A 24,807-nucleotide genomic window follows, 5' to 3' on the forward strand; every position below is an offset into this window, starting at 1 on the left:
TTCCTTCGCAGAGAACCTTTCTGTTTAAAAGATACAAATATAGTTTTTTTAAAAGGCTGTAAAGAAAAATTATCTGTCTCCCCGGGTTGTCAAAAATGGCATTTTTCAAGACTGTTTTCTGTGTATAACTTTTATAAATTTTTTATAAAAGTATTTGCATATATTAAAAATAAAAGGCTTCTTTGTAGAGCTTCCCTTCATAATTAAAGGAAATTTCTTTGTTGAGGCATGATGGGAAGTTCTCATCGCGGCCATGGCCGGTAATAATTCAATATGAATTACAGAACAATAGGTATTGATATAGGGGCGACCAAGACCAGGATTGGGGTCGTTCAAGATGCACAGGTAATTAAGGAAGCCGATTTTCCAACTTCTTCTACGGCTTCAAAACAGCAAATTTTAGATGAACTTTCCGCAGGCATCATTGAGGTTGCCGGAGGAGATTTCTACGGAATTGGAATTGGGGTTCCGGGGCTGGTAGATGAGGAGAACGGCATCCTGTTCGATCTCCTGAACATCCCTTCTTTTAAGGAAGTGCATCTAAAAGACCATTTAGAGCGACAGTTTAATAAACCTGTTCGCGTGACCAATGATGCAAACGTTTTCGCCATGGGTGAAAAGATGTTTGGTGAGGGACAGCCTTATAAAAACCTGGTGGGAATCACCCTGGGTTCGGGTTTTGGATGCGGAATCATCATACATGACCAGCTGTATTCAGGTGCGTATTCGAGTGCGGGGGAAATAGGCAGTATCCCTTATTTAGACGGAATTATTGAAGATTACTGCAGCGGAAAATTCTTTAAGAGAAATGGCATTTCCGGGAATGAAGTCTTTAAAGGTGCACAGGCTGGAGATGAAGCAGCATTGTTGCTTTTTGAAAAATTTGGGGAGCACCTTGGCAGCGCCATAAAACTGATATTAAACGTGCTTTCGCCCCAGGCCATATTACTGGGAGGATCCATAAGCAAAGCATTTCCGTTTTTTGAAGCCAGTCTTCAGAACACCATAAACAGTTTTCCTTTTAAGAAGGTAAGGGAACAACTGATTGTTAAACCTTCAAACACCTCAAATATTGCCCTTTTAGGAGCTGCAGCATTAATTCTTGCTGAAACGCCTAAACCTGTAGACTATTAATTTAATTCCCTATGGCTAAAACTACTGCAAACAATACATCGGCTGCCGTTAACGATTCTGGTAACGCCACCCGTTCCATCATTATTATTGGTGCGCTCTTCTTCATCTTCGGGTTTGTGACCTGGCTCAACGCACTTTTAATTCCATACCTCAAAATTGCCTGTGAGCTCACCACTTTTCAGGCTTATTTTGTGACCTTTTCATTTTATATTGCCTATGTGGTCATGGCGCCCATATCTACCAGGACCTTAAACCATTTCGGTTTTAAAAAAGGGATGTCGGTAGCTTTAGGTGTCATGGCATTGGGAGCCTTACTTTTCATTCCGGCGGCAATGAGCCGCACGTACCTGGTATTTTTACTTGGCCTGTTTGTAATGGGTGGAGGTCTGGCCATTCTTCAAACTGCAGTGAACCCTTATGTGACCATTGTTGGGCCGGCAGAGAGTGCCGCAAAACGAATTAGCATCATGGGGATCTGTAACAAGCTTGCAGGTGCCATAGCGCCAATATTAATAGGAGTTTTCCTTCAGCTGGATAAAGCTGAAGTTCTTGCAGGAACTACAGATGAAGCTGCTTTAGATGAAATGGCGCTTCGGGTAATTCCTCCTTATATCGGTATCATAATCGTGTTGCTGGCTTTGGCCCTGTGGGTTTATAAATCTAGTCTTCCTGAAGTTGAGGCCGAAGATGAAGACGATGCAAATGCGCTTCAGAAAAATACTAAAAAAATCACCGATTATCCGCACGCCATCCTCGGGGTGGTTACACTTTTTATATATGTGGGTGTTGAAGTTATAGCCGTTGATACCATTATTGACTACGGAATTTTTCAGGGGTTTGATTTTGAAACTGCCAAAGGCTTTACCACAGGTACCATGGCTGCAATGATCATTGGTTATCTTCTGGGAATCGTTGCTATTCCGAAGTTTATAAAACAGGAAAACGCCCTGAAGGTTTGTGCTATTCTTGGCGTAGTGTGCACTGTGGGGGCAATTTTCACTTCAGGCTTTTTGTCGGTAGCATTTATTGCCCTTTTAGGGCTGGCAAATTCATTGATGTGGCCTGCCATCTGGCCGCTTGCTTTGGCAGATGTAGGAAAACTTACCAAAGCAGTTTCATCCCTGCTTGTAATGGGAATTGCGGGGGGTGCAATTATACCGTTGGCCTATGGCGGTTTGGCAGAAGCACTTGACAAGCAAATGGCTTATTGGGTAGCAGTACCGCTTTATTTGTTCATTCTTTATTACGCGGTTGCAGGACACAAAATAAGAAAGGCATGAGACCTTACATACTGGCAGAAACAAACTGGAAAGCTGTAAAAGAGCAAAAAACCGAGGTGGCTGTGCTTACCTGGGGCGCTACTGAAGCTCATAATTTTCACCTGCCTTATGCCACAGATAATTATCAGATAGAGGCAATTGCTGCCGAAGCTGCCAAAAATGCCTGGGAAGCAGGAGCAAAGGTGCTGGTCTTGCCCAATATACCTTATGGTGTGAATACAGGGCAGACAGAAGTTGAACTTTGTATGAACCTGTACCCCTCCACGCAGCTGGCAATTCTCAATGATCTTGTGGAAGTTCTTCACAGAAGTGGGATTAAAAAACTCCTTTTGCTGAACGGTCATGGCGGAAATAATTTTAAAGCTCTTTTGAGGGAAGTAGGAGCGAGGTATCCAAAAATGCTCCTTGTGACCACAAGTTTTTTTCAGACGGTAGACCGGAAGGAGTTCTTTGAAGAAGCCGGAGACCACGCCGATGAAATGGAAAGCAGTTTAATGCTGCATTTAAAGCCCGAACTTGTGCTGCCGCTTCAGGAAGCAGGAACGGGAGAGGAAAAAAGGTCAAAATTGACCGCAATTAAGCAGGGCTGGGCATGGAGTGAAAGGAAATGGCACCTGGTTTCGGCAGATACCGGGATAGGAAACCCCAAAAAAGCTTCCGCAGAAAAAGGAAAGCGGTTTTTTGAGGCCGTAACCCGTCAGGTGGCAGATCTATTACTCGAAATGGATAAAATTAATAATGAGGATCGGTACGAGGAATAAAAAGCCGGTCGAAATTTATAACCCTACAAAAATGTCATTATGAAATACCTTTTTAGAGGCCTTGGTTTCTTACTTTTTGCCGCCACCCTTACTTCTTGTGGAGGATCAGAAACTTTAAAAGCCCCGCAAACAACTGCTATTCCCGAAATTCCTGCCATTATCCCGCTGCCTGCACAGGTGAGCTGGGAGGAGAGAGCTTATGCGATTCCGGTTGAAAATAATATTTGTTATTCGGGTGAAGCACAAGAAGCGGCTCAGTGGATTGAGACCCTGCTTAGCAAAGCAGGTTTTTCGGTTTCTGCCAATGCATCGGCTAACTGCGGAAACTGGAGAATTGAACAGGACAGTTCTTTAAATGCTACTTTAGGAGAAGAAGGGTATCAGCTAAAAATTTCCGAAGAGGGCGTTATGCTGAAGGCTGCTTCAAAAGCCGGACTTTTCTACGGAATTCAGACGCTGCGCCAAATGTTTCCCGCCCAAATTGAGAGTGAGGGCTTAAAAGGAGGGGTGGTGCTTAGGCACACTTCTATTGAAGATAAACCTGAATTTGGTTGGAGAGGAACCATGGTAGATGTGGCCAGAAGTTTCTTTGATCTGGAATATTTAAAGCGGCACGTAGACAGGATGGCGCTTTACAAGATGAACCGTTTGCACCTGCATTTGTCCGATGATCAGGGATGGAGGATAGAGATTAAAGGCTGGCCTAAATTAACAGAGATAGGCGGGAAAAGTTCGGTGCGTAGGGGACGCTCAGGTTATTTGACCCAGGAGGAATACAAAGAGCTTCAGGATTACGCTTTGGAGAGAAACATCACCATAATTCCTGAAATTGATATGCCGGGCCATATTTATGCCGCCCTGTTATCTTACCCCGAATTGAACTGTGACGAATATTCCAATTTAACTCCAAAAAGGGCAATCCCGCCAGCTATTTTTGAAGATTACAATGTTGGATGGAGCAAGTTCTGCCTTGAGAACCCCGAGATATACAAATTTGTTGCCGATGTTGTTGAAGAAATGGCCGAAATCACCAAAGGGCCATGGCTGCATATTGGGGGAGATGAAATTGAAGACCCGAGATATGAAGAATTTGTTATTAAAGCAGATTCTATCGTGCAGTCTTATGGTAAAACCACTATTGGCTGGGAAGAAGTTACTAAAGCTGAAGTGAGTTCTAATCTTATTAGTCAACAATGGCATGGAAAAGTTGAAAGCGTAGTGAAAGATATAAAGGTAATTCACTCTTTGTGTTCTGGACTTTATCTGGATCATGCTAATGAACCGGGGCAGGAGAATACCAATAACTGGTGTAAGAAAGACGGGGTTAGCCTGGAGAACACCTATAATTTTGACAATTATAATCCCAATGTATTAGGGGTTGAGGCAGCTGTGTGGAGTGAATATGTTCTTACAGACGAAATGATGGACAATAGGTTCTGGCCCCGCGCTATTGCAGCGGCAGAAGTAGGTTGGACTAAAGGGAGCCACAGAAATTATGATGACTTTGCAGAGAGACTCGGAAAACAGGGAGACAGATTACGAGCCCTCGATATCAATTTTTATAGAAGTCCTGGAGTAAACTGGGGTGTCGAAAAGACCGTTCCGGGAGTATTTTCTAATTTGTAAATCCATTTAAGGATGATGAAAAACAACTATGGAAATAAGCCAACAACCGAGAGGTCATCAAATTATGATCATCTTGAGAAGATGAGTACACAAGAATTACTCACAAATATTAATAATGAAGACAAATCTGTACCTCTGGCAATTGAAAAACAATTACCTGCCATTGAAAAATTGATAGATGTCATTGTGGCCCGTATGCAGGAAGGTGGCAGGCTGTTCTATATTGGAGCCGGAACCAGTGGCAGGCTGGGAGTGCTGGATGCCTCTGAATGTCCCCCCACATTTGGAGTTTCTGAAGACTGGGTGATAGGATTAATTGCAGGGGGCGATCATGCTCTAAGACATGCTGTTGAAAATGCAGAAGATGATTTTGACCAGGCCTGGAAAGATTTGGAGAAATTTCATATAAGTAAAAAAGATGTGCTGGTAGGCATAGCAGCTTCGGGCACTACGCCTTATGTGATTGGCGGAGTAAAAAGAGCCAGGGAAGAAGGGATAGCGACGGGTTGTATTACCTGTAATGATAGTAGCCCTTTAGCCGCTGAAGTAGAGTTTCCTGTTGAAGTAGTGGTAGGGCCCGAGTTTGTTACCGGCAGTACCAGAATGAAAGCGGGCACTGCTCAAAAATTAGTACTCAACATGATTTCCACAAGCAGCCTCATAAAAATGGGGAGAGTAAAAGGAAATAAGATGGTTGATATGCAATTGTCCAACAAAAAACTTGTTGAAAGGGGTGTTCTAATGGTTATGGAGGAACTTAAGATAGAGCGAAAAAAAGCAACAGATCTTTTGGCTCTTCACGGAAGTGTAAGAGAAGTTTTAAGAAAATTTCGAAAGGAGTAATCTCTTAGTTCAGGAATACTAAAATTCTTACTCAGTTGTTTCATTATATAAGGCACTATGATTCATTTCCTGATACTCACTGGGAGAAATTTTGTGAATTTTTCGGAAAGTACGATTAAAATAAGAGAGACTATTAAAACCCGATTGATAAGAAACTTCAGAAATAGCCTTTACAGGAGAAGTTTCCTGTAAAAGTTTACAAGAGTAACTTATTCTAATTTCATTCAGAAATCTTATAAAAGGCTTACCTGTACTTTTTTTAAAGTATCTGCAGAATGCAGACTTATTCATACCACATTTTTCTGCTGCTTTGCCAAGGGTAATGTCCTCTTTGAAGTTTAGCATTATAAATTCAACAGCATCATTTACTCTTTTTTCTGAAATTCTATAGTGGTTAAGCCAGTTCAAACTTCCCAGGCTTGTATAGGTTTTATATCTTGATAATTTCAGTAAAATGTTAAGAACATTAAGAGCATTTTCGGAATGGGATTCACTATCAATATTGTCTAATATTTGCAATATTTGAAAATTCTCAACTTGTCGAAATAAAACTCCTCTTTTGCTTATGCTTTCAATTTGTTTTAAAAATGAAAATTCGGAAAAATATTTACTACTGCTGTTGAGAAAATATTCGTGAATATGGAAAACATAAGCTTTTGAAATACTATTTTCTTCATTCGAGTTTTTACTGTGAAACATGTGAGGTACATTCTGACCAATAAGGAAAATATCGTCTTTTTTATAATCACCTATAAAATCTCCAGCGTACAATGTGCCTTCTCCTTCAACTATATATACCAATTCAAGTTCAGGGTGATAATGCCAAAGTTTAAGAAATTGCCTGGCTTCATGAACTGAAAATTTAATGTTCCTAGTTAAATATTTATGTAAAAATTGCAGTTTCATTATCCTTTGTAAAGTATTTCAATAGCTATAACATAAAGGAAATGAAAATAAATAGGTTGTGCAAATATTGTTCAATACAATGTAAATATTGTTCAAATATTTCATTTTTGGGAAACTTATCTTTGAGGGAGTAACTTTAATTTATTATTGTCATTTTTGGACAAAGCTGTAATTATATCACCTAATGACAATGTAGCTGTTGCTCTTCAAAATATACAGAAGGGAGAGTTGTTGAAAATGAATAACTCTTCAATTAAAATGGTAGAAGATGTGCCAGTAAAGCATAAAATTTCACTTCATTTTTTTTGTAAAGGTGATATTATCTACATGTATGGGGTTCCGGTAGGAGAAGTTATTGTCCCTATACCGCCCGGAGGTAGATTGACTACTGTAAATGTGAAACATCTGGCTGCAGAATATAAGATAGGTAACCCCGAATACGATGTTATACCGCCCGATGTAGGTCATTTGGAAAATAAATATTTTCATGGGTATTACCGGGGGGACGGACAGGTAGGAACAAGAAATTTTTGGCTCTTTATTCCTATGGTTTTTTGTCAAAACCGCAACTTGCAGGTTTTGAAAGAAGCTTTTGATACTGAGCTTGGTTATAAAAAAGAAAACCCTATTAAACAGCAAATTAAAGAGCTTATAGGTGATAGCAATGGTTCTTCCTCAATTCCGAAGTATAGAAAGATCTTTGAAAATATTGATGGAATTAAGTTTCTAAGTCATGAAGGGGGCTGTGGGGGCACCAGGGAGGATGCTCAAATGCTGGTAAATCTGCTAGCAGGATACATAAATAACCCCAATGTCGCGGGAGCTACAGTTTTAAGTCTGGGCTGCCAACATGCGCAAGTGAGTATGTTACAGGAGGTTTTGAAAGATAAGTATATCTGTAAAAAACCCGTACTTTATTTTGAACAACAACAATATGCTTCAGAAAAAGAAATGCTCAGAGATATTGTTAACGATACATTTAAGAAACTTAAAGAAGCAAATAAAATTAAAAGGAACCCTGCACCTTTAAGTAAGCTTAGTATAGGCCTGGAATGTGGTGGGTCTGACGGATTTTCAGGAATTACGGCAAATCCTTTAATAGGTAATGTTTCAGATAAAATAGGAGCTCTTGGAGGTAAGGGAATATTATCTGAATTTCCTGAATTGTGCGGTGTAGAGCAGGATATTATAAATCGCTGCGAAACCAGGGAAACCGCCGAAAAGTTTATAAATCTAATGGAAGCTTACAATACAAGGGCAAAAGAGGTAGGTTCTGGCTTTGATATGAACCCTTCACCAGGTAATATTAAAGATGGCCTTATAACAGATGCCATAAAATCGGCAGGGGCAGCAACTAAAGGTGGCAGAGCAGCAGTTACAGATGTTCTTGATTATACGGAATACGCTGTAAAACCAGGCTTGAATCTTCTATGTACCCCAGGAAATGATGTAGAGTCAACCACTGGTCTTTGCGGTTCGGGAGCAAACCTGATTCTGTTCTCTACAGGTCTTGGAACTCCCACGGGTAATCCTATATGCCCGGTTTTGAAAATTTCTTCTAATTCTGCACTCCCAAAAAAAATTACTGATATAATAGATTTTGACGCTGGAAGGATAATTTCAGAGGGTGCTTCGTTAGAAGATCTATCAGAAGAACTGCTGGAATTAATAGTAGAAGTTGCAAGTGGAACAAAGAAGACCTGTGCAGATATATTAGGTCAGGACGACTTCATTCCATGGAAACGTGGAGTTTCACTATAAGACAAAACAAGATTAGGAAAAGGTATTTTTAATGACAGTAGAACATCTAGAATTTTAATGTTATGAAGTTATTTAACCTTAAGGGGAAAACAGCAATAATTACCGGAGGTGGTAGCGGGATAGGAAAGGCAATCTCAGAAACCTTTGCGGCCCAGGGTGTCAGGATACACGTTCTTGAATATAGAGAAGAGGAAGGGGGTAAAACCGTAAATGGAATTAAAAATAATGGAGGTAAAGCCGAGTTTCATCAATGTGACGTTTCAAAACAGGGAGAGGTAATAAAAGTTGTTGAAAAGATAGGGAAAACTCAACCTATCCATATTCTTATCAACAATGCAGGTGTGGCTCACGTTGGGAATGTTGAAACCACAACCGAAGAAGATCTAGATAGGCTTTACCAGGTGAATATTAAAGGAGTCTATAACTGCCTGTATGCAGTTGTACCTTATATGAAAAGAAATGGTGGCGGGTGCATTATCAACATGGCAAGTATAGCATCGGTGGTAGGTATATCAGACAGGTTTGCATATTCAATGTCAAAAGGAGCTGCTTTAACAATGACTTATTCTATCGCCAAAGATTACATTGACTTTGGAATTCGATGTAACTGTATTTCGCCGGCGCGTATTCATACCCCGTTTGTGGATGGATTCATAGCTCAAAATTATCAAGGAAAAGAAGCTGAAATTTTTGATAAACTTTCTAAAAGTCAACCCCTGGGAAGAATGGGAACTCCCGATGAGGTAGCCGGCTTAGCAGTTTATTTATGTTCTGATGAAGCTTCTTTTATCACCGGAACGAATTTCCCTATTGATGGAGGGTATATTAAACTTAATGGATAAATGAAAAGAATACTTACTTTTTTAAGCTTATTATTTTTTAGCTCAGTTATAGCTCAAACCACACATGAAGAGGCAAAAAGGGCAATTGAAGCCAGAGATTTCCCAAACTGGTTTCAGGATGCCAAACTAGGAATTTTTATTCACTGGGGATTGTATTCGGTTCCGGCTTATGGTGGAAAGGAAAGTTATTCTGAATGGTACCTGCGTGGTTTACAAATGAACGACAGCTTACGTACTAATTTTTTAAAGAACACCTATGGAAGCGATTTTAGCTATAATGATCTTACCAATGAATTTAAGGCCGAGCTATTTGATCCTGAAGAATGGGCAGATTTATTTAACAGAGCGGGAGCTAAATATGTTGTGTTAGTCTCTAAACATCATGATGGGTACGCCCTTTGGCCAAGTAAGTATAACCGTAACTGGAATAGTGTAGATACAGGTCCCAAAAGGGACATTGTTGGAGAAGTTACAGAAGCAGTTAGAGATTCGGGGCTTAAAATGGGATTGTATTATTCTTTACCAGAGTGGAATCATCCGTTGCATAGGTGGTACAGTGATCCTCACGACAGTATAAATACTTATGTTGAAAATTATATGATACCTCAATTTAAAGAGCTTGTAAGCACATATAAACCTTCTTTAATATTTGCTGACGGAGAATGGTATAATTCTGCCAAACAATGGCACTCTGCAGAGCTTATTAACTGGTATTATAATCTTGTTGGAGAGGAAGCAATTGTAAACAACCGGTGGGGAAGCGGACTCGATGTGGGTTTTCTTACCCCTGAGTATAGTGCAGGAATCAAAGAAACCTCCAGGCCATGGGCTGAAGTTAGGGGTATAGGACGTTCTTTTGGACTCAACCGAAATGAAGACCTGGAGGCATATGGTACCTCAAAGGAACTTGTTGAGAAATTTGTTCAGGCTGTAGCAAATGGAGGAGGAATGATCTTAAATGTTGGTCCTGGAGCCGATGGTCAAATTCCATTAATACAGCAGGAGCGACTTGTACAACTAGGAAACTGGCTCGAGATAAACGGCGAGGCAATTTATGGAGCAGAATCATTTGATATTATTGAAGAAGAGAAAGAGGTGCAAATTTCCCGAATAGATGAGGTGATCAATTTTAATTGGGTGCGTAATTCGCCATTAAAAGGAATTAGAGAAGATGATTTTTCCGTGAGGTGGGAAGGCTATCTTGTTGCTCCCAAAAATGGCAAATATAATATTGAGTTAGATGCAGATGATGAAGCAATTCTTGAGCTTGATGAAAAAACAATTATAAATAACAATTATACAGCTCCAGACAAAGAAGCTGAAGTTATGAACGCAAATACCAGCTATTCGGAAAATGCTGTAGTTAATTTAAAGGCCGGCAAACCTTATAAACTGGTATTGAATTACAGAGAAAAGAAGCAGAATGCAAAGGTTACACTGTCCTGGAGCAGTAAAGGAGATGAGAAAGAGATTATTCCTGGTGGCGCTTTGTACTTAGATCAGGAAAAGACTCAGCGAGGGTTACAGGGAAAATACACTTCATTAAAAACACACATTGCTTACACTAAAAAGAACAATTCCCTGTATGCAATTAGTTTTGAATGGCCTGATGATTCTTTACAATTAAATATTCCAAAGCCAAAATCTGGAGCTACAGTGAAAATGCTTGGTCTTGAAAGAGAACTTGACTGGAGCTACGAAAACAATAAAATGTTTATTAACACCAGCGGAATTAAATATAATGAATTACCCTCCCATGATGCATGGACATTCAAAATAGATAATTATTAAAATATTTTAAATGAAACTAATAAGATTTGGTGAAGCCGGAAAAGAAAAACCTGGAGTACAACTTCATAGTGGGAAACGAATAGACGTTTCAAATTTCTGTGCAGACTATACTGAAGATTTTTTTAAAAATGACGGCCTCGCAAACCTTCAAGCCTGGATCACAGAAAATGCTGAAAACTGTAAAGAAGTAGCAGGTGATGTGAGGCTTGGACCTCCTGTTTTAAAACCTTCTAAAATTGTATGTATAGGTTTAAACTATGCAAAACATGCTGCCGAAAGTGGAATGGAGGTTCCCAAAGAACCAGTAATATTCTTTAAAGCTACAAGTGCCATTGTGGGGCCTAATGATGACTTAATTATCCCTAAAGGAAGCACTAAAACAGATTGGGAAGTGGAACTGGGGGTAGTGATTGGAAAAAAAGCTTCTTATGTAGATGAAGCAGATGCCATGAATTATGTTGCAGGATATGTACTTCACAATGATTATAGTGAAAGGGAATATCAGCTTGAGCGCGGTGGCCAATGGGTAAAAGGGAAGAGCTGTGATACCTTTGCACCCATCGGGCCATATTTAGTAACTAAAGATGAAATTGAAGATCCACACCGCCTTGATTTGTGGTTAAAGTTGAATGGCGAAATAGTGCAAAAAAGTAATACGTCAGATTTTGTATTTGACATTCCTCAGGTTGTGAGCTACGTTAGTCAGTATATGACGCTTTTGCCCGGAGACATTATTTCAACAGGTACTCCATTTGGTGTAGGAATGGGTTTTAAACCTCAAAGATACCTAAGACCCGGAGATGTTGTAGAATTGGGAATTGAAGGCTTGGGAACATCAAAGCAAACTGCCAGAGCCTACAAAGAATAAATAATGAAAATTGACAGTCATCAACACTTTTGGTCCTATAATCCACATCGGGAGAGTTGGATTACCGATGATATGTCCGGTATAAGGAGGGATTTCTTTCCTAAAGACTTGGAGCCTTTACTTCGGCAGAACAAATTTGATGGTTGTATTGCTGTACAGGCAAATGACACTGAAGCAGAATCTCAGTTTTTACTGGATCTTGCAGCTCATAATGATTTCATTAAAGGCGTGGTGGGATGGGTAGATCTTACGGCCGAAAGCTGTGAAGAACGATTGTCTTTTTTTTCTCAAAACTCCTTATTTAAAGGAATAAGATATACACTTCAAAAAGAAAAGCCCGATTTTATCCTAAACCCTCTTTTTAAAAGGGGAATTTCTCTTTTGTCTAAATTCAATCTTACTTTCGATCTACTTGTACTTGAACATCAACTGCCGGAAGTTATCCAACTTGTAAAAGAATTTCCTGCCCAACCCTTTGTGCTGGATCATATGGCTAAACCTCAAGTTAGTAAGGGTCTCTCCTATGATTGGATAGAGAATATAAAATTATTAAGTAGTTATAAGAATGTCTATTGTAAAGTATCAGGATTTTTAACTGAGACAGAGGACTTTAAGTGGCTAAAGAACAATTTTAATCCTTTTTTTGATGTAGTAAGCGAAGCTTTTGGTGAGAACAGATTGATGTATGGGTCCGATTGGCCGGTATGTCTCGCTGCCGGAAGTTATGCAGATACGCTGGAAATAGTGGAGGATTATTTCTATACTCAGGAAAATGGTTTATTTAAAAAGCTAATGGGTATAAATGCAGAAAAATTTTATCATTTATGAGGAGAAAGATTATTTTTTCTGTTTTGGTAGTTCTAAGCTTCTGGTTATCTATGAAAGAAGCGAACGCTCAAAACTTGACAGATTCAATTCCCAAGCATATACTGTGGTATGATACCCCTGCAAGCGAGTGGTTGGAGGCATTACCTATAGGAAATGGTAGAATAGGAGCCATGGTCTTTGGAGATCCAAAAAATGAAAGGATTCAGTTAAATGAAGACTCCATGTGGCCGGGAGGGCCTGACTGGGGAAATGCTAAAGGTAATCCAGAAGATTTGCAATATATTCGAGATCTTATTGAAGAGGGCCATATTGAAAAGGCAGATAAAGAGATTGTAGAGCGGTTTTCATATAAGGGTATAGTTCGATCTTACCAAACTTTAGGAGATCTGTACATCGATTTTCACGAACGTGGGACTGTAGAAAATTATAAGCGTCTTTTAAATCTAAATACGGCTGAGGTGGTGATCAGCTATACTTCAGAGGGTTCAGCATATTATCAAAAGGTATTTACCAGCGCACCAGATGATGTACTTATTGTTGAATTAGGAACGAATGCAGAAAGTGGGATGAATTTAACTTTGAGGTTAGATCGCCCGGAAGATGAGGGGCGTCCCACAGTGAGTATAAGCAACCCCAATTCTTCTGAAATTGCAATGAAAGGTGTGGTGACACAATACGGTGGGAGGGTACATTCTCAACCAGCACCCTTAGATTATGGAGTCCAATTTGAAACTGTATTGAAAACAGATCATGAAGGGGGAACAGTGACACCAAAAGATGGAACCCTTATTTTACAAGGGGTGAAAAAAGCCACAATTAAACTTGTTGCAAATACTTCATTTTACACCAAAGATTTTCAAAATAGAAACAGGGAAGTTTTAGATCGTTTATTGGGAGTAGGGTATGAAAAACTTTACCAAAGACATGTACAGGAACATCAAAAATATTTTAACAGGGTTCAACTCCAACTGGGTAAAGAGAAAAGCAGCAACTTACCAACAGACCTTCGGCTGCAAAACTTAGCGAAGGGAGATGAAGATCTAGACCTGGTATCAGATCTGTTTCAATTTGGGAGGTACCTTTTGATCTCATCTTCTAGACCGGGGACCAACCCGGCAAATCTCCAGGGATTGTGGAACGAGAACCTTGCGGCACCGTGGAATGCAGATTATCATCTTAATGTTAATTTACAAATGAACTACTGGCCCGCCGAAGTGACTAACCTAAGTGAGTTTCATCAGCCATTATTCGATTTTACTGATAGGCTTATTGAGAGAGGCCGAATTACCGCCAGGGAACAGTATGGTATAGAGAGAGGAGCTGTAGCGCATCAGGCGACAGATCTTTGGGCTTCGGCTTACATGCGAGCAGAACAACCTTACTGGGGCAGCTGGATTCATGGAGGAGGCTGGTTGGCTCAACATTATTGGGAACATTATAACTTTACCCGCGATAGGGAATTTTTGGAGGAGCGGGCATATCCTGCCATTAAGTCTTTTGCGGAATTTTATCTGGACTGGCTGGTATGGGATAAAAAATCTAAGAAGTGGGTTTCATTTCCAGAAACCTCACCCGAAAACTCTTATATAAATGAAGAAGGGAAAAAAGCGGCAGTTTCATTTGGAAGTGCTATGGGCCATCAAATTATAGGTGAGGTCTTTGACAATGTATTGACAGCCGCAGAGATATTAAATATTGAAGATGATTTTATCGCAGAGGTTCGGGAGAAAAATAAGTCACTTTTTCCCGGGATTGTGGTGGGGCCAGATAATCGACTCCTAGAGTGGAATGAAGCCTATGAAGAAACAGAAAAGGGACATAGACATCTTTCTCACCTGTATGCACTTCATCCGGGTAATGATATTACCCACGCAACCCCACATGCTTTTGCTGCAGCAAGAAATTCTATTGATTTTAGATTAAAACATGGTGGTGCCGGTACAGGCTGGAGCCGGGCATGGATGATTAATTTTGATGCACGCTTACTAGATGGAGAATCAGCAAAAAGTAATGTTGATAAATTCATGCAGATATCCCTGGCAAAGAATCTATTCGATTTGCATCCTCCTTTTCAAATTGACGGGAATTTTGGGTTTACAGCGGGAATTGCCGAAATGCTGCTTCAGTCACATGAAGGTTTTTTGAGGATACTTCCTGCGCTTCCCGAAGCCTGGAAAGATGGGAGTATTTCAGGATTAAAGGCAAGGGGCAATACTGAGGTTGATATTATATGGAAAAACGGAAAGTTAAAGGAGTTAATTCTAAAGGCGAATGAAAACAGACTTCAGAAGATTGTATATGCGGGAAGAGAGGTAAAAGTTGACTTACCTGAAGGAAAAAAAGTGCGGCTTAACGCTAAACTTCAAATAAAAAATAGCACTTATCAAAAGAAAAGAAGGTTGTAAAACTTATTTAAACATGAATTTACTACATCGATTGAGTCTTATAGGCTATTTCTTTTTGTTTATTAATCTTTTACAGGCACAGGAGATACCTGAACCTGTGGGCCCTCTTCCTTCCCAACGTCAGTTAAACTGGCAGGAAATGGAATATTACGCTTTTATTCATTTCAATATGAACACCTTTACAAACCGTGAATGGGGAGAAGGAGGAGAATCACCTGAACAATTTAATCCCACAGAATTAGATGTGCGGCAGTGGGCAAAAGTGGTAAAGGAGGCTGGTATGAAGGGAATAATAATAACTGCAAAACATCATGACGGGTTTTGTCTCTGGCCTTCAGAAACGACAGAACATTCTGTAAAAAACTCCCCATGGAAAAGTGGAGAGGGAGATCTTATAAAAGAACTTGCAGAAGTTTGTGAAGAATTTGATCTAAAATTTGGTGTCTATCTTTCTCCATGGGACAGGAATCATGCACAATATGGTAAAGAGGAATATGTTGACGTATTTCACAAACAATTGGAAGAACTAGTCACTAATTACGGAACCCTTTTTGAAATATGGTTTGATGGTGCAAACGGTGGTACGGGATATTACGGAGGTGCCAATGAAAACCGGAAAATAGATCATAGAAGTTACTATCAATGGGATAAGGTATATTCCATAGTTAGAACGCATCAGCCAGATGCTGTGATTTTTGGAGATAATGGCCCAGATATTAGATGGATAGGGAATGAAGAAGGTATAGCGGGTAAAACAAATTGGTCCCTAATTCGTAAAGCCGAATTATATGCAGGATCGGGTAAACATAAAGAATTGCAGTACGGGCATGTCGATGGTACCCATTGGGTACCAGGAGAGGCTGATGTTTCTATTAGGCCGGGTTGGTACTATCATCCGAAGGAGGATCACTTGGTAAAATCTCTTCCACATTTGCTGGACATCTATTACGGATCTGTAGGGCGAAATGCCTCCCTTCTTTTAAATATTCCGGTAGACAGGAGAGGGCTAATTCATGAAAACGATGTAAAGCAGTTGATAAAACTCAGGGAAAAGCTGGATGAAGATTTTGAAAATAATCTGGCTCAGAATTTAGAAGTGAGTGCAAGTAAAGTAAGAAATAATAACCCAAAATTTTCTGCAAAAAACACCATAGACGGTAAGAAGGGAACCTACTGGTCTCCTGGTAAAAACGAAATTAAAAGTTCTCTTACGTTAGATTTTGGTAAAGATGTTGTTTTTAATAGATTCCTGGTACAGGAGTATATTCCTCTTGGACAGAGGGTAAAATCTTTCACTATAGAAGGCCTGGTTAATGGGGAATGGCATGAAATAGATCGCCAAACAACCATAGGCTATAAAAGAATTTTGAGGTTTGACCCAATTAAAGCATCTGCTCTAAGACTAAATATCCTGGATTCCAAATCCAGTCCTTTAATATCGAATATTGAAGTGTATAATGCTCCCGCATTGTTGGTAGCTCCTGAAGTTACCAGATCAAAAAAAGGAGTGATTACCCTGCAGGTTCCCGATGAAAATGTGCATATCTATTATACTCTAGACGGAACAGAACCCAATCATAATTCTTACAGGTACACTGAAGTTATTGCCGGAGGCCAACCAATTACCTTGAACGCAATTGCTTATGACCCCGTAAGCGGAAAATACAGTGAATCAAAAAAGGTGAATTTTGATATCCCGAAAACTAAATGGAAAGTTATAGATGTTACTTCCGGTGATATTGAAGAGGCTTCCAAAATTATTGATGAAGATAAAAATACATGGTGGACAGCAAAAAAAAATAAGGAGCTGCCGCAGGAAGTGGTTGTTGATTTAGGTAAGAATTATCTTCTTCAAGGTTTTATTTACCAGCCATCTCATAATAAATGGTCCTTTGGAACTATCTCCAATTATGTATTTGAAGTTAGTGTAGACAATAAAAAATGGATTAGAACAGCTTCAGGTGAATTTGGCAACATTCGTAACAACCCTATTGAGCAAAAGGTAAGTTTTCAACCTATTAAAGCAAGATACATCAAGCTTAAAAGTATAAAAAATACAGATGACAGCGGTGCTATTTCTATTGGAGAACTAAGTGTAATAACAGTAAATCAGAAATAATATGGACTTAGGCCTTACAAATAAAGTGATATTGATAACCGGTGGAACGCAGGGAATTGGAGGAGCTATCTCCAGAAGCTTAGCTTTCGAAGGAGGCATTCCGGTTTTTATTGGGAGAAATAAAGAAGTAGGAGAACTGCTGGAATCTGAGCTATTAAATAAAGGCCAAAAAGCCTTTTTTTTACAGGGAGATCTCAATCATAAGGGTACTTGTAAAGAGCTTGTGCTAACTGTAAAAGAGAGGTATGGGAAAATAGATGCATTGGTGAACAATGCCGGGGCAAATGATGGTATAGGTCTTGAAAATGGTAATCCAGAGAGCTTTACAAAATCAGTATTCAACAATTTGAATCACTATTATGAAATGGCGCATTTTTGCCTACCTTATTTAAAAGCTTCTAAGGGTAATATCATTAACATTAGTTCAAAAGTAGCTCTCACAGGCCAGGGTAACACCTCGGGTTATGCAGCTGCTAAAGGTGCCCAATTAGCGCTTACAAGAGAATGGGCTGCAGAGCTTTTACCTTTTGACATTCGAGTAAATGCTATTTTACCTGCAGAAGTTCTCACCCCTTTGTATAAAAATTGGCTGAGTTCTTTCGATGATCCCGAGAGTAAGTTGAAAAGTATTACCTCAAAAATACCGTTAGGGAAACGTATGACCACTGCTGAAGAGGTTGCAGATCTTGCTGTTTTTCTTTTATCTAAAAGATCTTCTCATACCACAGGACAGTTTCTGTTCGTGGATGGCGGGTATGTACACCTGGACAGGTCTTTAACTTAATGTGCCGTGATGAATAAAACTCAGGCACCAGTAATTTCAAGGAAAATTCTACTTCCTTTCATTCTAATCACTTTCTTATTTGCTCTGTGGGGCTTCGCTAATGATATAACAAACCCTATGGTTTCAGCTTTTAAAAAGATACTAGAACTAAATAACTTTCAGGCTTCATTGGTGCAATTGGCATTTTATGGCGGATATTTTACCATGGCACTACCTGCAGCTATTTTTGTTAACAGGTATTCTTATAAAAAAGGTATACTACTGGGGCTTGCACTTTATGCTTGTGGAGCATTACTTTTTTTTCCTGCTGCTGCCTTTCAGGAATACTATTTCTTTCTCACAGCACTTTACGTTCTCACGTTTGGGTTGGCTTTTCTTGAGACCACAGCCAATCCTTATATTTTATCTATGGGTGCAGAAGAGACTGCTACGCAAAGGTTGAATCTCTCACAAGCATTTAATCCATTGGGAGCTTTAGGAGGATTAATCGTAGCTCAAAATTTTATTCTGAATGCTTTGGAATCAGATGATTTGAATGAACAGGGAGAAGGGATCTACAGCACATTGCCTGAAGATGCACGTGAGTTAATACGAATCTCAGATCTGGAAGTCATTCGAAATCCGTATGTACTTCTGGGAATTGTGGTAATTATATTTTTTGTTCTCATCCTCTTGGTAAAAATGCCTAAAGATGAAAATAAAGAATCCCGGGTACCTGTGGGCAAGTCTTTAAAAAGGCTTTTTAAACATCCAAAATTTTATGGAGGAGTGTTTGCTCAGGCATTTTACGTAGGGGCACAAATTATGTGCTGGACATATATTTATCAGTACGCAGAATCAATAGGAATTCCAAATAACAAAGCAGTGAATTATGCCATTTTTGCGCTCGTTCTATTTCTTGTAGGCAGGTGGATTGGAACAGGCTTACTTAGATACTTTCACGCAGGTAAACTATTGTTCCTGTTTGCGCTTGGAGCTATTCTCTGTAGTGCTATGACCATCATTATTTCAGGTCATATAGGATTATATGCACTTACAGGAATATCTTTTTTTATGTCTATAATGTTTCCCACTATTTACGGCATTGCTTTAGAAGGTCGTGGAGAAGATGCCAAGTTCGGTGCTGCTTTTTTAGTAATGGCCATAGTTGGTGGTGCCTTAATGCCAAGTTGTCAGGGACTTATTCTTGATATGGGAGGGGCAGGATATAACGATATTAATATTTTGGGTGTGCCAGAGATCAATTTCTCTTTCATTCTACCTACTGTTTGTTTTATTATCGTCGGGCTTTATGGAAGATATATATATCAACAACGTCTAAATTAAGTTTATGAAAAGATATGTTCTTACCTGTGAACTTAAAGATGATCCTATTCTGAAAAAGGAGTATGTAGATCATCATAAAAAAGTGTGGCCTGAAATTGTTGACAGCATCAAGAAAAGTGGTATTCTCCATATGGAAATCTTCAATCTTGAGACTAGTTTGGTTATGATCATTGATACTACTCCGGAATTTTCTTTTGAAGAAAAAGCAAAAATGGATGCGAAAAACGAGAAGGTCCAACGTTGGGAAGAATTGATGTGGAAGTATCAGAAAAAGATACCATCAGCACAGCCTGGTCAAAAATGGGTTTTAATGAACAAAATTTTTTCTTTACCACAGTAGTATGAGAGTAGGGTTATTTGTGCCTTGCTATATTGACCAACTTTATCCAACAGTTGGAAGAGCAAGTCTGGAATTACTTCAAAAATCGGGTTGTGAAGTTATCTTTTTAGAGGACATTCTGTGTTGTGGACAACCAATGGCCAATAGTGGTTACGAACACTACACGACAAATAAAAATTATGCAAGTCCATTTTTGGAAGCCCTGCCTAATGTAGATTATGTAGTTGCCCCATCTGCAAGTTGTATTTACCATCTCACACACCATCTATTAAAAGAAGAACTGGAACAAGACAAACTTCAAAAATTTAAAGAAATAACAGAGTTTTTGCATGATGTAAAAACGAATTTTGTCGTTCAGAGCTATTTTCCACATAGGGTGGCATTACATAAATCCTGTCATGGCCTTAGAGGTCTACAACTCGCAAAAGCTTCAGAATTAGGAGGAACAGCATTTTCAAAAATCGAAAATCTTTTAAATAAGGTTGAAGGTTTACACCTGGTAATACCTGCTCAGTCTGATGAATGTTGCGGTTTTGGTGGAAGTTTTTCAGTCTTTGAAAATGCAGTGTCTGTAAGAATGGGAGAAGATAAATTAAAGAACGTTCTACATGAAAAAGTAGAGTATTTAACTGCAACAGATATGTCATGTTTTATGCACCTGGAAGGTGTTTTTAAAGAAAATGAATCTGTTGTAAAAATTGTGCACATTACAGAGATTTTAAATTCCAGTCTATGAAAACCTTACATGCCAACCTAAGCAAAGAGTTTTTATCTCATCGAAAAGATGCTGACTGGCATAATGATACGCTGTGGTTTCTTAGAAAGAAGCGGGATTATGCAAAAGATCAATTGCGCGAATGGGAACAGCTAAGACAAGCCGCTTCAGAAATAAAAAGACATACTCTTTCACGTTTACCCCATTACCTGGAAAAGTTTGAGCAGCAGGCATCACAAAATGGAATGAAAGTTAAGTGGGCGTGGGACGGCCAGGAAGTGAATGTATTGGTTACCAAAATTCTTAGAGAGAATAATGTTACCTCTGTTGTGAAAAGTAAATCTATGCTTACCGAAGAATGTGGTCTCAACCACCACCTGGAGAAGCAGGGTTTTGAGGTGGTAGATACAGATCTTGGTGAGCGTATAGTCCAGCTTCGTCAAGAACAACCCAGCCATATTGTAGTGCCTGCAGTACATTTAAGAAAAGAGGAGGTAGGAAAGACTTTCCATCAGTTCTTAAATACTGAAGTAGGAAATTCAGACCCGTCTTATCTTGCAGAAGAAGCAAGAAATTCTCTACGCAGAGATTTTATTAAAGCTGAAGCAGCTGTTACAGGTGTAAACTTCGGAATTGCCACAAACGGAAGTGTTGTGGTTTGTACCAATGAAGGTAACGCCGATTTAGGAGTGCACAGTAAAAAGGTGATCATCCATTGTATGGGTATTGAGAAAATTTTGCCGGGCCTCAAGGAACTTTCTGTTTTTACAAGATTGCTGGCAAGATCGGCAGTGGGGCAGCCTATTACAATATATACTTCTCATTATAAAAATCCCCGGCAATACACTAAGGAGTATATAATTATAGTAAATAACTTAAGAACTGAAATCTATAAGGATGAAGGTTTCAGAGAAGCCTTGAAGTGCATAAGATGTGGAGCCTGTATGAATACATGCCCTGTTTATCGCCGTTCGGGAGGTCATTCATATCACCATACCGTCCCCGGGCCGATAGGCTCTGTATTGGCACCATTTTACAATAAAGAGAAGAACAAAGATCTGCCGTTTGCTTCAACTCTTTGTGGCTCCTGTAACCATGTTTGTCCCGTAAAAATTGATTTGGCAGGTTTGCTTTATAAATGGAGGCAAAAGCTCACCAAAGAAACTTCACAGGCAGTAGAGAAGACGCTTGGTTTTAAAGCTAGTACTGAGCTGCTGAAGAATAAAACAGTTTATAAAATGGCAGGCAAATGTGCACGTCTTAAAATTTCATCATTTGTACTAAAATCGTCTTACAATCCCTGGAATAAAGGAAGAAAATTTACCGATCTGCCAAAAGAGACTTTTAGAGAATGGTATAAAAGATCAAACCATGAAGAGTAGAGAAAGAATCCTTAACAGCCTGAAATCAGCGAATTCTATTGATATAGATTTACCTCAGATCCTATTTTCTTCCGGGGAAGATAACATACTTCAGACTTTTGTTGAAATGGCAACATTAGCGGGTATGGAGGTGTTTGATGCCACAAAAATTGATCTTATGGAACTGCTCACATCTTGTGCCGAGAGTAAAAAAGTGCAGTCTTCAATTGAGTCTCATGCTATTCGCTTCCCAATTCTATTGGATGAAGAAAAGCCTTTTGAAACTGAAAATGTTCCAGATATTTTCGTCTGTCAGGCTCATTTTGGAGTTGCCGAAAATGCTGCGTTGTGGTTGGACGATGAGGTGCTCCCCTCAAGATTACTCGCCTTTCTTCCTGAAGAATTGGTGATTCTGTTATCTAAAGAGCAACTGGTTTCAAATATGCACCAGGCTTACGATAAGGTTGAACAGATAGATTACACCTATGGACTTTTCCTCGCTGGTCCTTCAAAAACAGCCGATATTGAACAGACACTGGTGACAGGAGCTCAAGGCGCTAAGCGGGTTAAATTATTTCTTCAAGAGTAATGGATGATTTTCAATTCCTACTTATAAAAACAGAAATTAAGATATGTTAAGCTGATTAAATTTTATTCATCCTCTTTATATATTTTTAGAAGAAGGATAAAATGTTCTTTAAATTTGCAATTTTTGAGAAGAGAATTCTTACACATACCATGAATAAAAATATTCTTTATTTAGTTAGTTTTAGTTTTATCTTTTTATGTTCCTGTAATCGTCACCTTAAGGAGAATTTATTGACTGAAGAGGAAGCATCAGTATTTGTAGATCCATTTATAGGAACAGGAGGGCATGGTCACACATATCCCGGAGCCACTGTACCTTTTGGAATGATTCAGCTAAGTCCAGATAATGGGAAACAGGGTTGGGACTGGTCTTCGGGATATCATATTTCAGATACGGTTATAGTTGGCTTTAGTCATTTGCACCTTAGTGGCACCGGAATTGGAGATCTGGCCGATTTGCTTTTTATGCCTGCCAACAGGAAGATCGATTTAACCATCCCGGTTGAAACAAGGGATGATATTCCGTACAAATCTGTTTTTAGCCATTCAAAAGAAGAGGCATCTCCTGGTTACTACAGGGTTTTTCTTGAAGATCCTGAGGTTGAGGTGGAGTTGACAGCTTCTGTGAGAACAGGTTATCAAAAATATAAATACAGCCATGCAGGAGATCAATCGATAATAGTTGATCTTGGATTTGCCATTAACTGGGACAGTCCGTTGGAAACCAAAATAACGATTGAAGACGATTACACTATGAGCGGATATAGACACAGTACCGGGTGGGCAAAGAATCAAAAAGTATTTTTTGTTGCAAAATTTTCCAGTCCAATTGTTTCAAAATCATTAGTTAGTGATGGCCAGGAAGTAAATGAGAATAGCGCGGAAGGGGCTAAAACTGCTACCCAGTTATTTTTTAATTTAGATAAAGCTAATGAACTGCAGGTAAAATTGGCGCTGTCTTCGGTGAGCATAGAGAATGCGAGACAGAATCTGAATAATGAAAAAATCGATTTTGACCTTGCCAAAAATGAGGCTGCTGCATTGTGGGAAGATGCTTTAAAAGGTATTAAAGTGGAGACGGAAGAGGATTCTCTTAAGACAATTTTCTATACTGCCTTGTATCACACTAAAATGGCACCAGTTATATTCAGTGATAAGAATGGTGAATTTCGTGCCTCCAATGATAGTATTTTAAAGGCCGAAAACTTTACTACTTATACAACTCTTTCATTATGGGACACTTTTAGGGCGCAGCAACCACTCTTAACTTTAACCAACCCCGAGAAGGTTTCGGATATTATAAAATCGATGCTTGCTTATTATAAAGTTGAAGGAGCGCTTCCGGTTTGGACTCTCTATGGCAACGAAACAAATACAATGACAGGCTATCACTCTATCCCGGTTATTGCAGAGGCTTATTTTAAGGGAATAAGAGATTTTGACGTTGAGCAAGCCTATACAGCAATGAAAAAAACCATGATGCAAGATCAGAGAGGCCTGAAGTTTTATAAAGAACGCGGATATATACCATTTCATGAACTTGATGAATCTGTGACCTATACCCTAGAGTATGCATACAATGACTGGTGTATTGCACAAATGGCAAAAGCTTTGGATAAACTCGACGATTACAGATATTTCTCTAATCGCGCTAAAGCCTATGAAAAAATGTTTGATCCTGAAACAGGTTTTATGAGAGGAAAAGCTGAAGACGGTGAAACCTGGAGTACTCCTTTTGATCCAAAATTTTCCAGTCACATGGAGAATACAGATTATACTGAAGGTAATGCATGGCAGCATAGTTGGTTTGTTTTACATGAACCCCAGGAGCTAATTGAACTTCACGGCGGAGCAGAGAATTTCAGCAGTAAACTGGAGCAACTTTTTACTGAAGATTCAGAAATAAAGGGAGAAAATGCTTCAGCAGATATTTCGGGACTTATTGGTCAATACGCTCATGGGAATGAGCCAAGCCATCATATTGCATATTTATTCAACAAAGCAGGTAAACCCTGGCTAACACAATTTTGGGTAAGGGAAATATTATCAACCCAATATTCTACCCAACCTGATGGTTTGAGCGGGAATGAAGATGCCGGGCAAATGTCTGCCTGGTACGTCTTTAGTTCTATGGGATTATATCCCTTTAACCCTGCTGCTGCAGAATACGAAATTGGAAGCCCTGTTTTTGAGCAATCGGTAATTCAGTTGAAAGATGGAAATACATTCACTATAAAAGCCGAGAATGTGTCTAATGAGAACCGTTATATCCAGTCGGCCACATTAAATGGGAAACATTTTGACAGAACAACAATATCTCATTCAGAAATAACTAATGGAGGAGAATTAATTTTCAAAATGGGTAAAGAACCTAATAAGAATTGGGGTTTGAAGACTAATTAAAAAATATTTTTTAATTAGTTCCACTGGAAACTTACACTTATACCTGGATAACAAGTACTGGTAATATTTTCTTTAATCAGCCAGTATCAGGCTTCTTAAAAGGGAGTCAAATATGCCATTATTAAG

20 protein-coding genes are annotated in these 24,807 nt (G+C 39.2%); 19 read left to right on the forward strand and 1 reads right to left on the reverse strand.

What is annotated here, in order from left to right; translation table 11 throughout:
* Nucleotides 1–273: 273 nt before the first annotated feature.
* The 5 genes from JRG66_RS07430 to murQ are packed head-to-tail and all read left to right on the forward strand — an operon-like array spanning nucleotide 274 to nucleotide 5,644.
* Nucleotides 274–1,134, forward strand: coding sequence for an ROK family protein (locus JRG66_RS07430; protein ID WP_265165292.1), 861 nt, complete (start codon nucleotides 274–276; stop codon nucleotides 1,132–1,134).
* Nucleotides 1,135–1,145: 11 nt separating this feature from the next.
* Nucleotides 1,146–2,414 carry a sugar MFS transporter gene (locus tag JRG66_RS07435; RefSeq protein WP_265165293.1) on the forward strand — a complete coding sequence of 423 codons (1,269 nt, stop codon included), beginning with the start codon at nucleotides 1,146–1,148 and terminating at the stop codon, nucleotides 2,412–2,414.
* Entirely contained in the window at nucleotides 2,411–3,175 is a 765-nt protein-coding gene (locus tag JRG66_RS07440) for a creatininase family protein (protein WP_265165295.1), read from the forward strand. Before JRG66_RS07435 ends, JRG66_RS07440 begins: the two co-directional genes overlap by 4 nt.
* A 39-nt stretch (nucleotides 3,176–3,214) precedes the next feature.
* Nucleotides 3,215–4,801 (forward strand): beta-N-acetylhexosaminidase, encoded by a 1,587-nt coding sequence (locus JRG66_RS07445; RefSeq protein WP_265165296.1) that lies wholly within the window; start codon nucleotides 3,215–3,217, stop codon nucleotides 4,799–4,801.
* Nucleotides 4,802–4,813: 12 nt separating this feature from the next.
* The gene (gene murQ, locus JRG66_RS07450) at nucleotides 4,814–5,644 is read left to right on the forward strand and encodes an N-acetylmuramic acid 6-phosphate etherase (protein ID WP_265165297.1); all 831 of its coding nucleotides are present in this window, start codon (nucleotides 4,814–4,816) and stop codon (nucleotides 5,642–5,644) included.
* Between the two features lie 27 nt (nucleotides 5,645–5,671).
* Here the strand turns inward: murQ and JRG66_RS07455 are convergent, their stop codons facing one another.
* Complete coding sequence (locus JRG66_RS07455) at nucleotides 5,672–6,550, reverse strand: AraC family transcriptional regulator (protein ID WP_265165299.1); 879 nt, start codon at nucleotides 6,548–6,550, stop codon at nucleotides 5,672–5,674.
* A gap of 147 nt (nucleotides 6,551–6,697) precedes the next feature.
* On the opposite strand from JRG66_RS07455, the gene JRG66_RS07460 reads away from it, so the two are divergent.
* From JRG66_RS07460 to JRG66_RS07525, 14 genes are all read left to right on the forward strand, one after another.
* Nucleotides 6,698–8,311: a UxaA family hydrolase gene (locus tag JRG66_RS07460; protein WP_265165300.1), complete on the forward strand. Its 1,614-nt coding sequence runs from the start codon at nucleotides 6,698–6,700 to the stop codon at nucleotides 8,309–8,311.
* Nucleotides 8,312–8,373: 62 nt separating this feature from the next.
* The gene (locus tag JRG66_RS07465) at nucleotides 8,374–9,153 is read left to right on the forward strand and encodes an SDR family NAD(P)-dependent oxidoreductase (protein ID WP_265165301.1); all 780 of its coding nucleotides are present in this window, start codon (nucleotides 8,374–8,376) and stop codon (nucleotides 9,151–9,153) included.
* Nucleotides 9,154–10,944, forward strand: coding sequence for an alpha-L-fucosidase (locus JRG66_RS07470; protein ID WP_265165302.1), 1,791 nt, complete (start codon nucleotides 9,154–9,156; stop codon nucleotides 10,942–10,944).
* A 10-nt stretch (nucleotides 10,945–10,954) separates the two neighbouring features.
* Nucleotides 10,955–11,812 (forward strand): fumarylacetoacetate hydrolase family protein, encoded by an 858-nt coding sequence (locus JRG66_RS07475; RefSeq protein WP_265165303.1) that lies wholly within the window; start codon nucleotides 10,955–10,957, stop codon nucleotides 11,810–11,812.
* Nucleotides 11,813–11,815: 3 nt separating this feature from the next.
* Nucleotides 11,816–12,640, forward strand: coding sequence for an amidohydrolase family protein (locus JRG66_RS07480; protein ID WP_265165305.1), 825 nt, complete (start codon nucleotides 11,816–11,818; stop codon nucleotides 12,638–12,640).
* Nucleotides 12,637–15,045 carry a glycoside hydrolase family 95 protein gene (locus JRG66_RS07485; protein ID WP_265165307.1) on the forward strand — a complete coding sequence of 803 codons (2,409 nt, stop codon included), beginning with the start codon at nucleotides 12,637–12,639 and terminating at the stop codon, nucleotides 15,043–15,045. The genes JRG66_RS07480 and JRG66_RS07485 overlap by 4 nt, the downstream gene beginning before the upstream one ends.
* 139 nt (nucleotides 15,046–15,184) lie before the next feature.
* A complete protein-coding gene (locus JRG66_RS07490) occupies nucleotides 15,185–17,164 on the forward strand; it encodes an alpha-L-fucosidase (protein WP_371875345.1) in 1,980 nt (659 codons plus the stop codon).
* A 1-nt stretch (nucleotide 17,165) separates the two neighbouring features.
* The gene (locus JRG66_RS07495) at nucleotides 17,166–17,948 is read left to right on the forward strand and encodes an L-fucose dehydrogenase (protein WP_265165310.1); all 783 of its coding nucleotides are present in this window, start codon (nucleotides 17,166–17,168) and stop codon (nucleotides 17,946–17,948) included.
* A 9-nt stretch (nucleotides 17,949–17,957) separates the two neighbouring features.
* Complete coding sequence (gene fucP / locus JRG66_RS07500) at nucleotides 17,958–19,274, forward strand: L-fucose:H+ symporter permease (RefSeq protein ID WP_265165311.1); 1,317 nt, start codon at nucleotides 17,958–17,960, stop codon at nucleotides 19,272–19,274.
* 4 nt (nucleotides 19,275–19,278) lie between these two features.
* Nucleotides 19,279–19,614, forward strand: a complete 336-nt coding sequence (locus JRG66_RS07505; RefSeq protein ID WP_265165312.1) for an L-rhamnose mutarotase — start codon at nucleotides 19,279–19,281, stop codon at nucleotides 19,612–19,614.
* 1 nt (nucleotide 19,615) lies between these two features.
* Nucleotides 19,616–20,350, forward strand: a complete 735-nt coding sequence (locus JRG66_RS07510) for a (Fe-S)-binding protein (RefSeq protein WP_265165314.1) — start codon at nucleotides 19,616–19,618, stop codon at nucleotides 20,348–20,350.
* Nucleotides 20,347–21,711, forward strand: coding sequence for a lactate utilization protein B (locus JRG66_RS07515; protein WP_265165316.1), 1,365 nt, complete (start codon nucleotides 20,347–20,349; stop codon nucleotides 21,709–21,711). Before JRG66_RS07510 ends, JRG66_RS07515 begins: the two co-directional genes overlap by 4 nt.
* Nucleotides 21,701–22,279 (forward strand): LutC/YkgG family protein, encoded by a 579-nt coding sequence (locus tag JRG66_RS07520; RefSeq protein WP_265165317.1) that lies wholly within the window; start codon nucleotides 21,701–21,703, stop codon nucleotides 22,277–22,279. The genes JRG66_RS07515 and JRG66_RS07520 overlap by 11 nt, the downstream gene beginning before the upstream one ends.
* Nucleotides 22,280–22,428: 149 nt before the next feature.
* Nucleotides 22,429–24,681 carry a GH92 family glycosyl hydrolase gene (locus tag JRG66_RS07525; protein WP_265165318.1) on the forward strand — a complete coding sequence of 751 codons (2,253 nt, stop codon included), beginning with the start codon at nucleotides 22,429–22,431 and terminating at the stop codon, nucleotides 24,679–24,681.
* Nucleotides 24,682–24,807 lie beyond the last annotated feature (126 nt).

The sequence above is a fragment of the Salinimicrobium tongyeongense genome, assembly GCF_026109735.1.
Taxonomy (GTDB): domain Bacteria; phylum Bacteroidota; class Bacteroidia; order Flavobacteriales; family Flavobacteriaceae; genus Salinimicrobium; species Salinimicrobium tongyeongense.

What these genes read in the sequence shown, in the direction of transcription:
- JRG66_RS07430 (WP_265165292.1), top strand. Translation starts at nt 274, where the DNA reads ATGAATTACAGAACAATAGGTATTGATATAGGGGCGACCAAGACCAGG.
- JRG66_RS07435 (WP_265165293.1), top strand. Translation starts at nt 1,146, where the DNA reads ATGGCTAAAACTACTGCAAACAATACATCGGCTGCCGTTAACGATTCT.
- JRG66_RS07440 (WP_265165295.1), top strand. Translation starts at nt 2,411, where the DNA reads ATGAGACCTTACATACTGGCAGAAACAAACTGGAAAGCTGTAAAAGAG.
- JRG66_RS07445 (WP_265165296.1), top strand. Translation starts at nt 3,215, where the DNA reads ATGAAATACCTTTTTAGAGGCCTTGGTTTCTTACTTTTTGCCGCCACC.
- murQ (WP_265165297.1), top strand. Translation starts at nt 4,814, where the DNA reads ATGATGAAAAACAACTATGGAAATAAGCCAACAACCGAGAGGTCATCA.
- JRG66_RS07455 (WP_265165299.1), bottom strand. Translation starts at nt 6,550, where the DNA reads ATGAAACTGCAATTTTTACATAAATATTTAACTAGGAACATTAAATTT.
- JRG66_RS07465 (WP_265165301.1), top strand. Translation starts at nt 8,374, where the DNA reads ATGAAGTTATTTAACCTTAAGGGGAAAACAGCAATAATTACCGGAGGT.
- JRG66_RS07470 (WP_265165302.1), top strand. Translation starts at nt 9,154, where the DNA reads ATGAAAAGAATACTTACTTTTTTAAGCTTATTATTTTTTAGCTCAGTT.
- JRG66_RS07475 (WP_265165303.1), top strand. Translation starts at nt 10,955, where the DNA reads ATGAAACTAATAAGATTTGGTGAAGCCGGAAAAGAAAAACCTGGAGTA.
- JRG66_RS07480 (WP_265165305.1), top strand. Translation starts at nt 11,816, where the DNA reads ATGAAAATTGACAGTCATCAACACTTTTGGTCCTATAATCCACATCGG.
- JRG66_RS07485 (WP_265165307.1), top strand. Translation starts at nt 12,637, where the DNA reads ATGAGGAGAAAGATTATTTTTTCTGTTTTGGTAGTTCTAAGCTTCTGG.
- JRG66_RS07490 (WP_371875345.1), top strand. Translation starts at nt 15,185, where the DNA reads ATGGAATATTACGCTTTTATTCATTTCAATATGAACACCTTTACAAAC.
- JRG66_RS07495 (WP_265165310.1), top strand. Translation starts at nt 17,166, where the DNA reads ATGGACTTAGGCCTTACAAATAAAGTGATATTGATAACCGGTGGAACG.
- fucP (WP_265165311.1), top strand. Translation starts at nt 17,958, where the DNA reads ATGAATAAAACTCAGGCACCAGTAATTTCAAGGAAAATTCTACTTCCT.
- JRG66_RS07505 (WP_265165312.1), top strand. Translation starts at nt 19,279, where the DNA reads ATGAAAAGATATGTTCTTACCTGTGAACTTAAAGATGATCCTATTCTG.
- JRG66_RS07510 (WP_265165314.1), top strand. Translation starts at nt 19,616, where the DNA reads ATGAGAGTAGGGTTATTTGTGCCTTGCTATATTGACCAACTTTATCCA.
- JRG66_RS07515 (WP_265165316.1), top strand. Translation starts at nt 20,347, where the DNA reads ATGAAAACCTTACATGCCAACCTAAGCAAAGAGTTTTTATCTCATCGA.
- JRG66_RS07520 (WP_265165317.1), top strand. Translation starts at nt 21,701, where the DNA reads ATGAAGAGTAGAGAAAGAATCCTTAACAGCCTGAAATCAGCGAATTCT.
- JRG66_RS07525 (WP_265165318.1), top strand. Translation starts at nt 22,429, where the DNA reads ATGAATAAAAATATTCTTTATTTAGTTAGTTTTAGTTTTATCTTTTTA.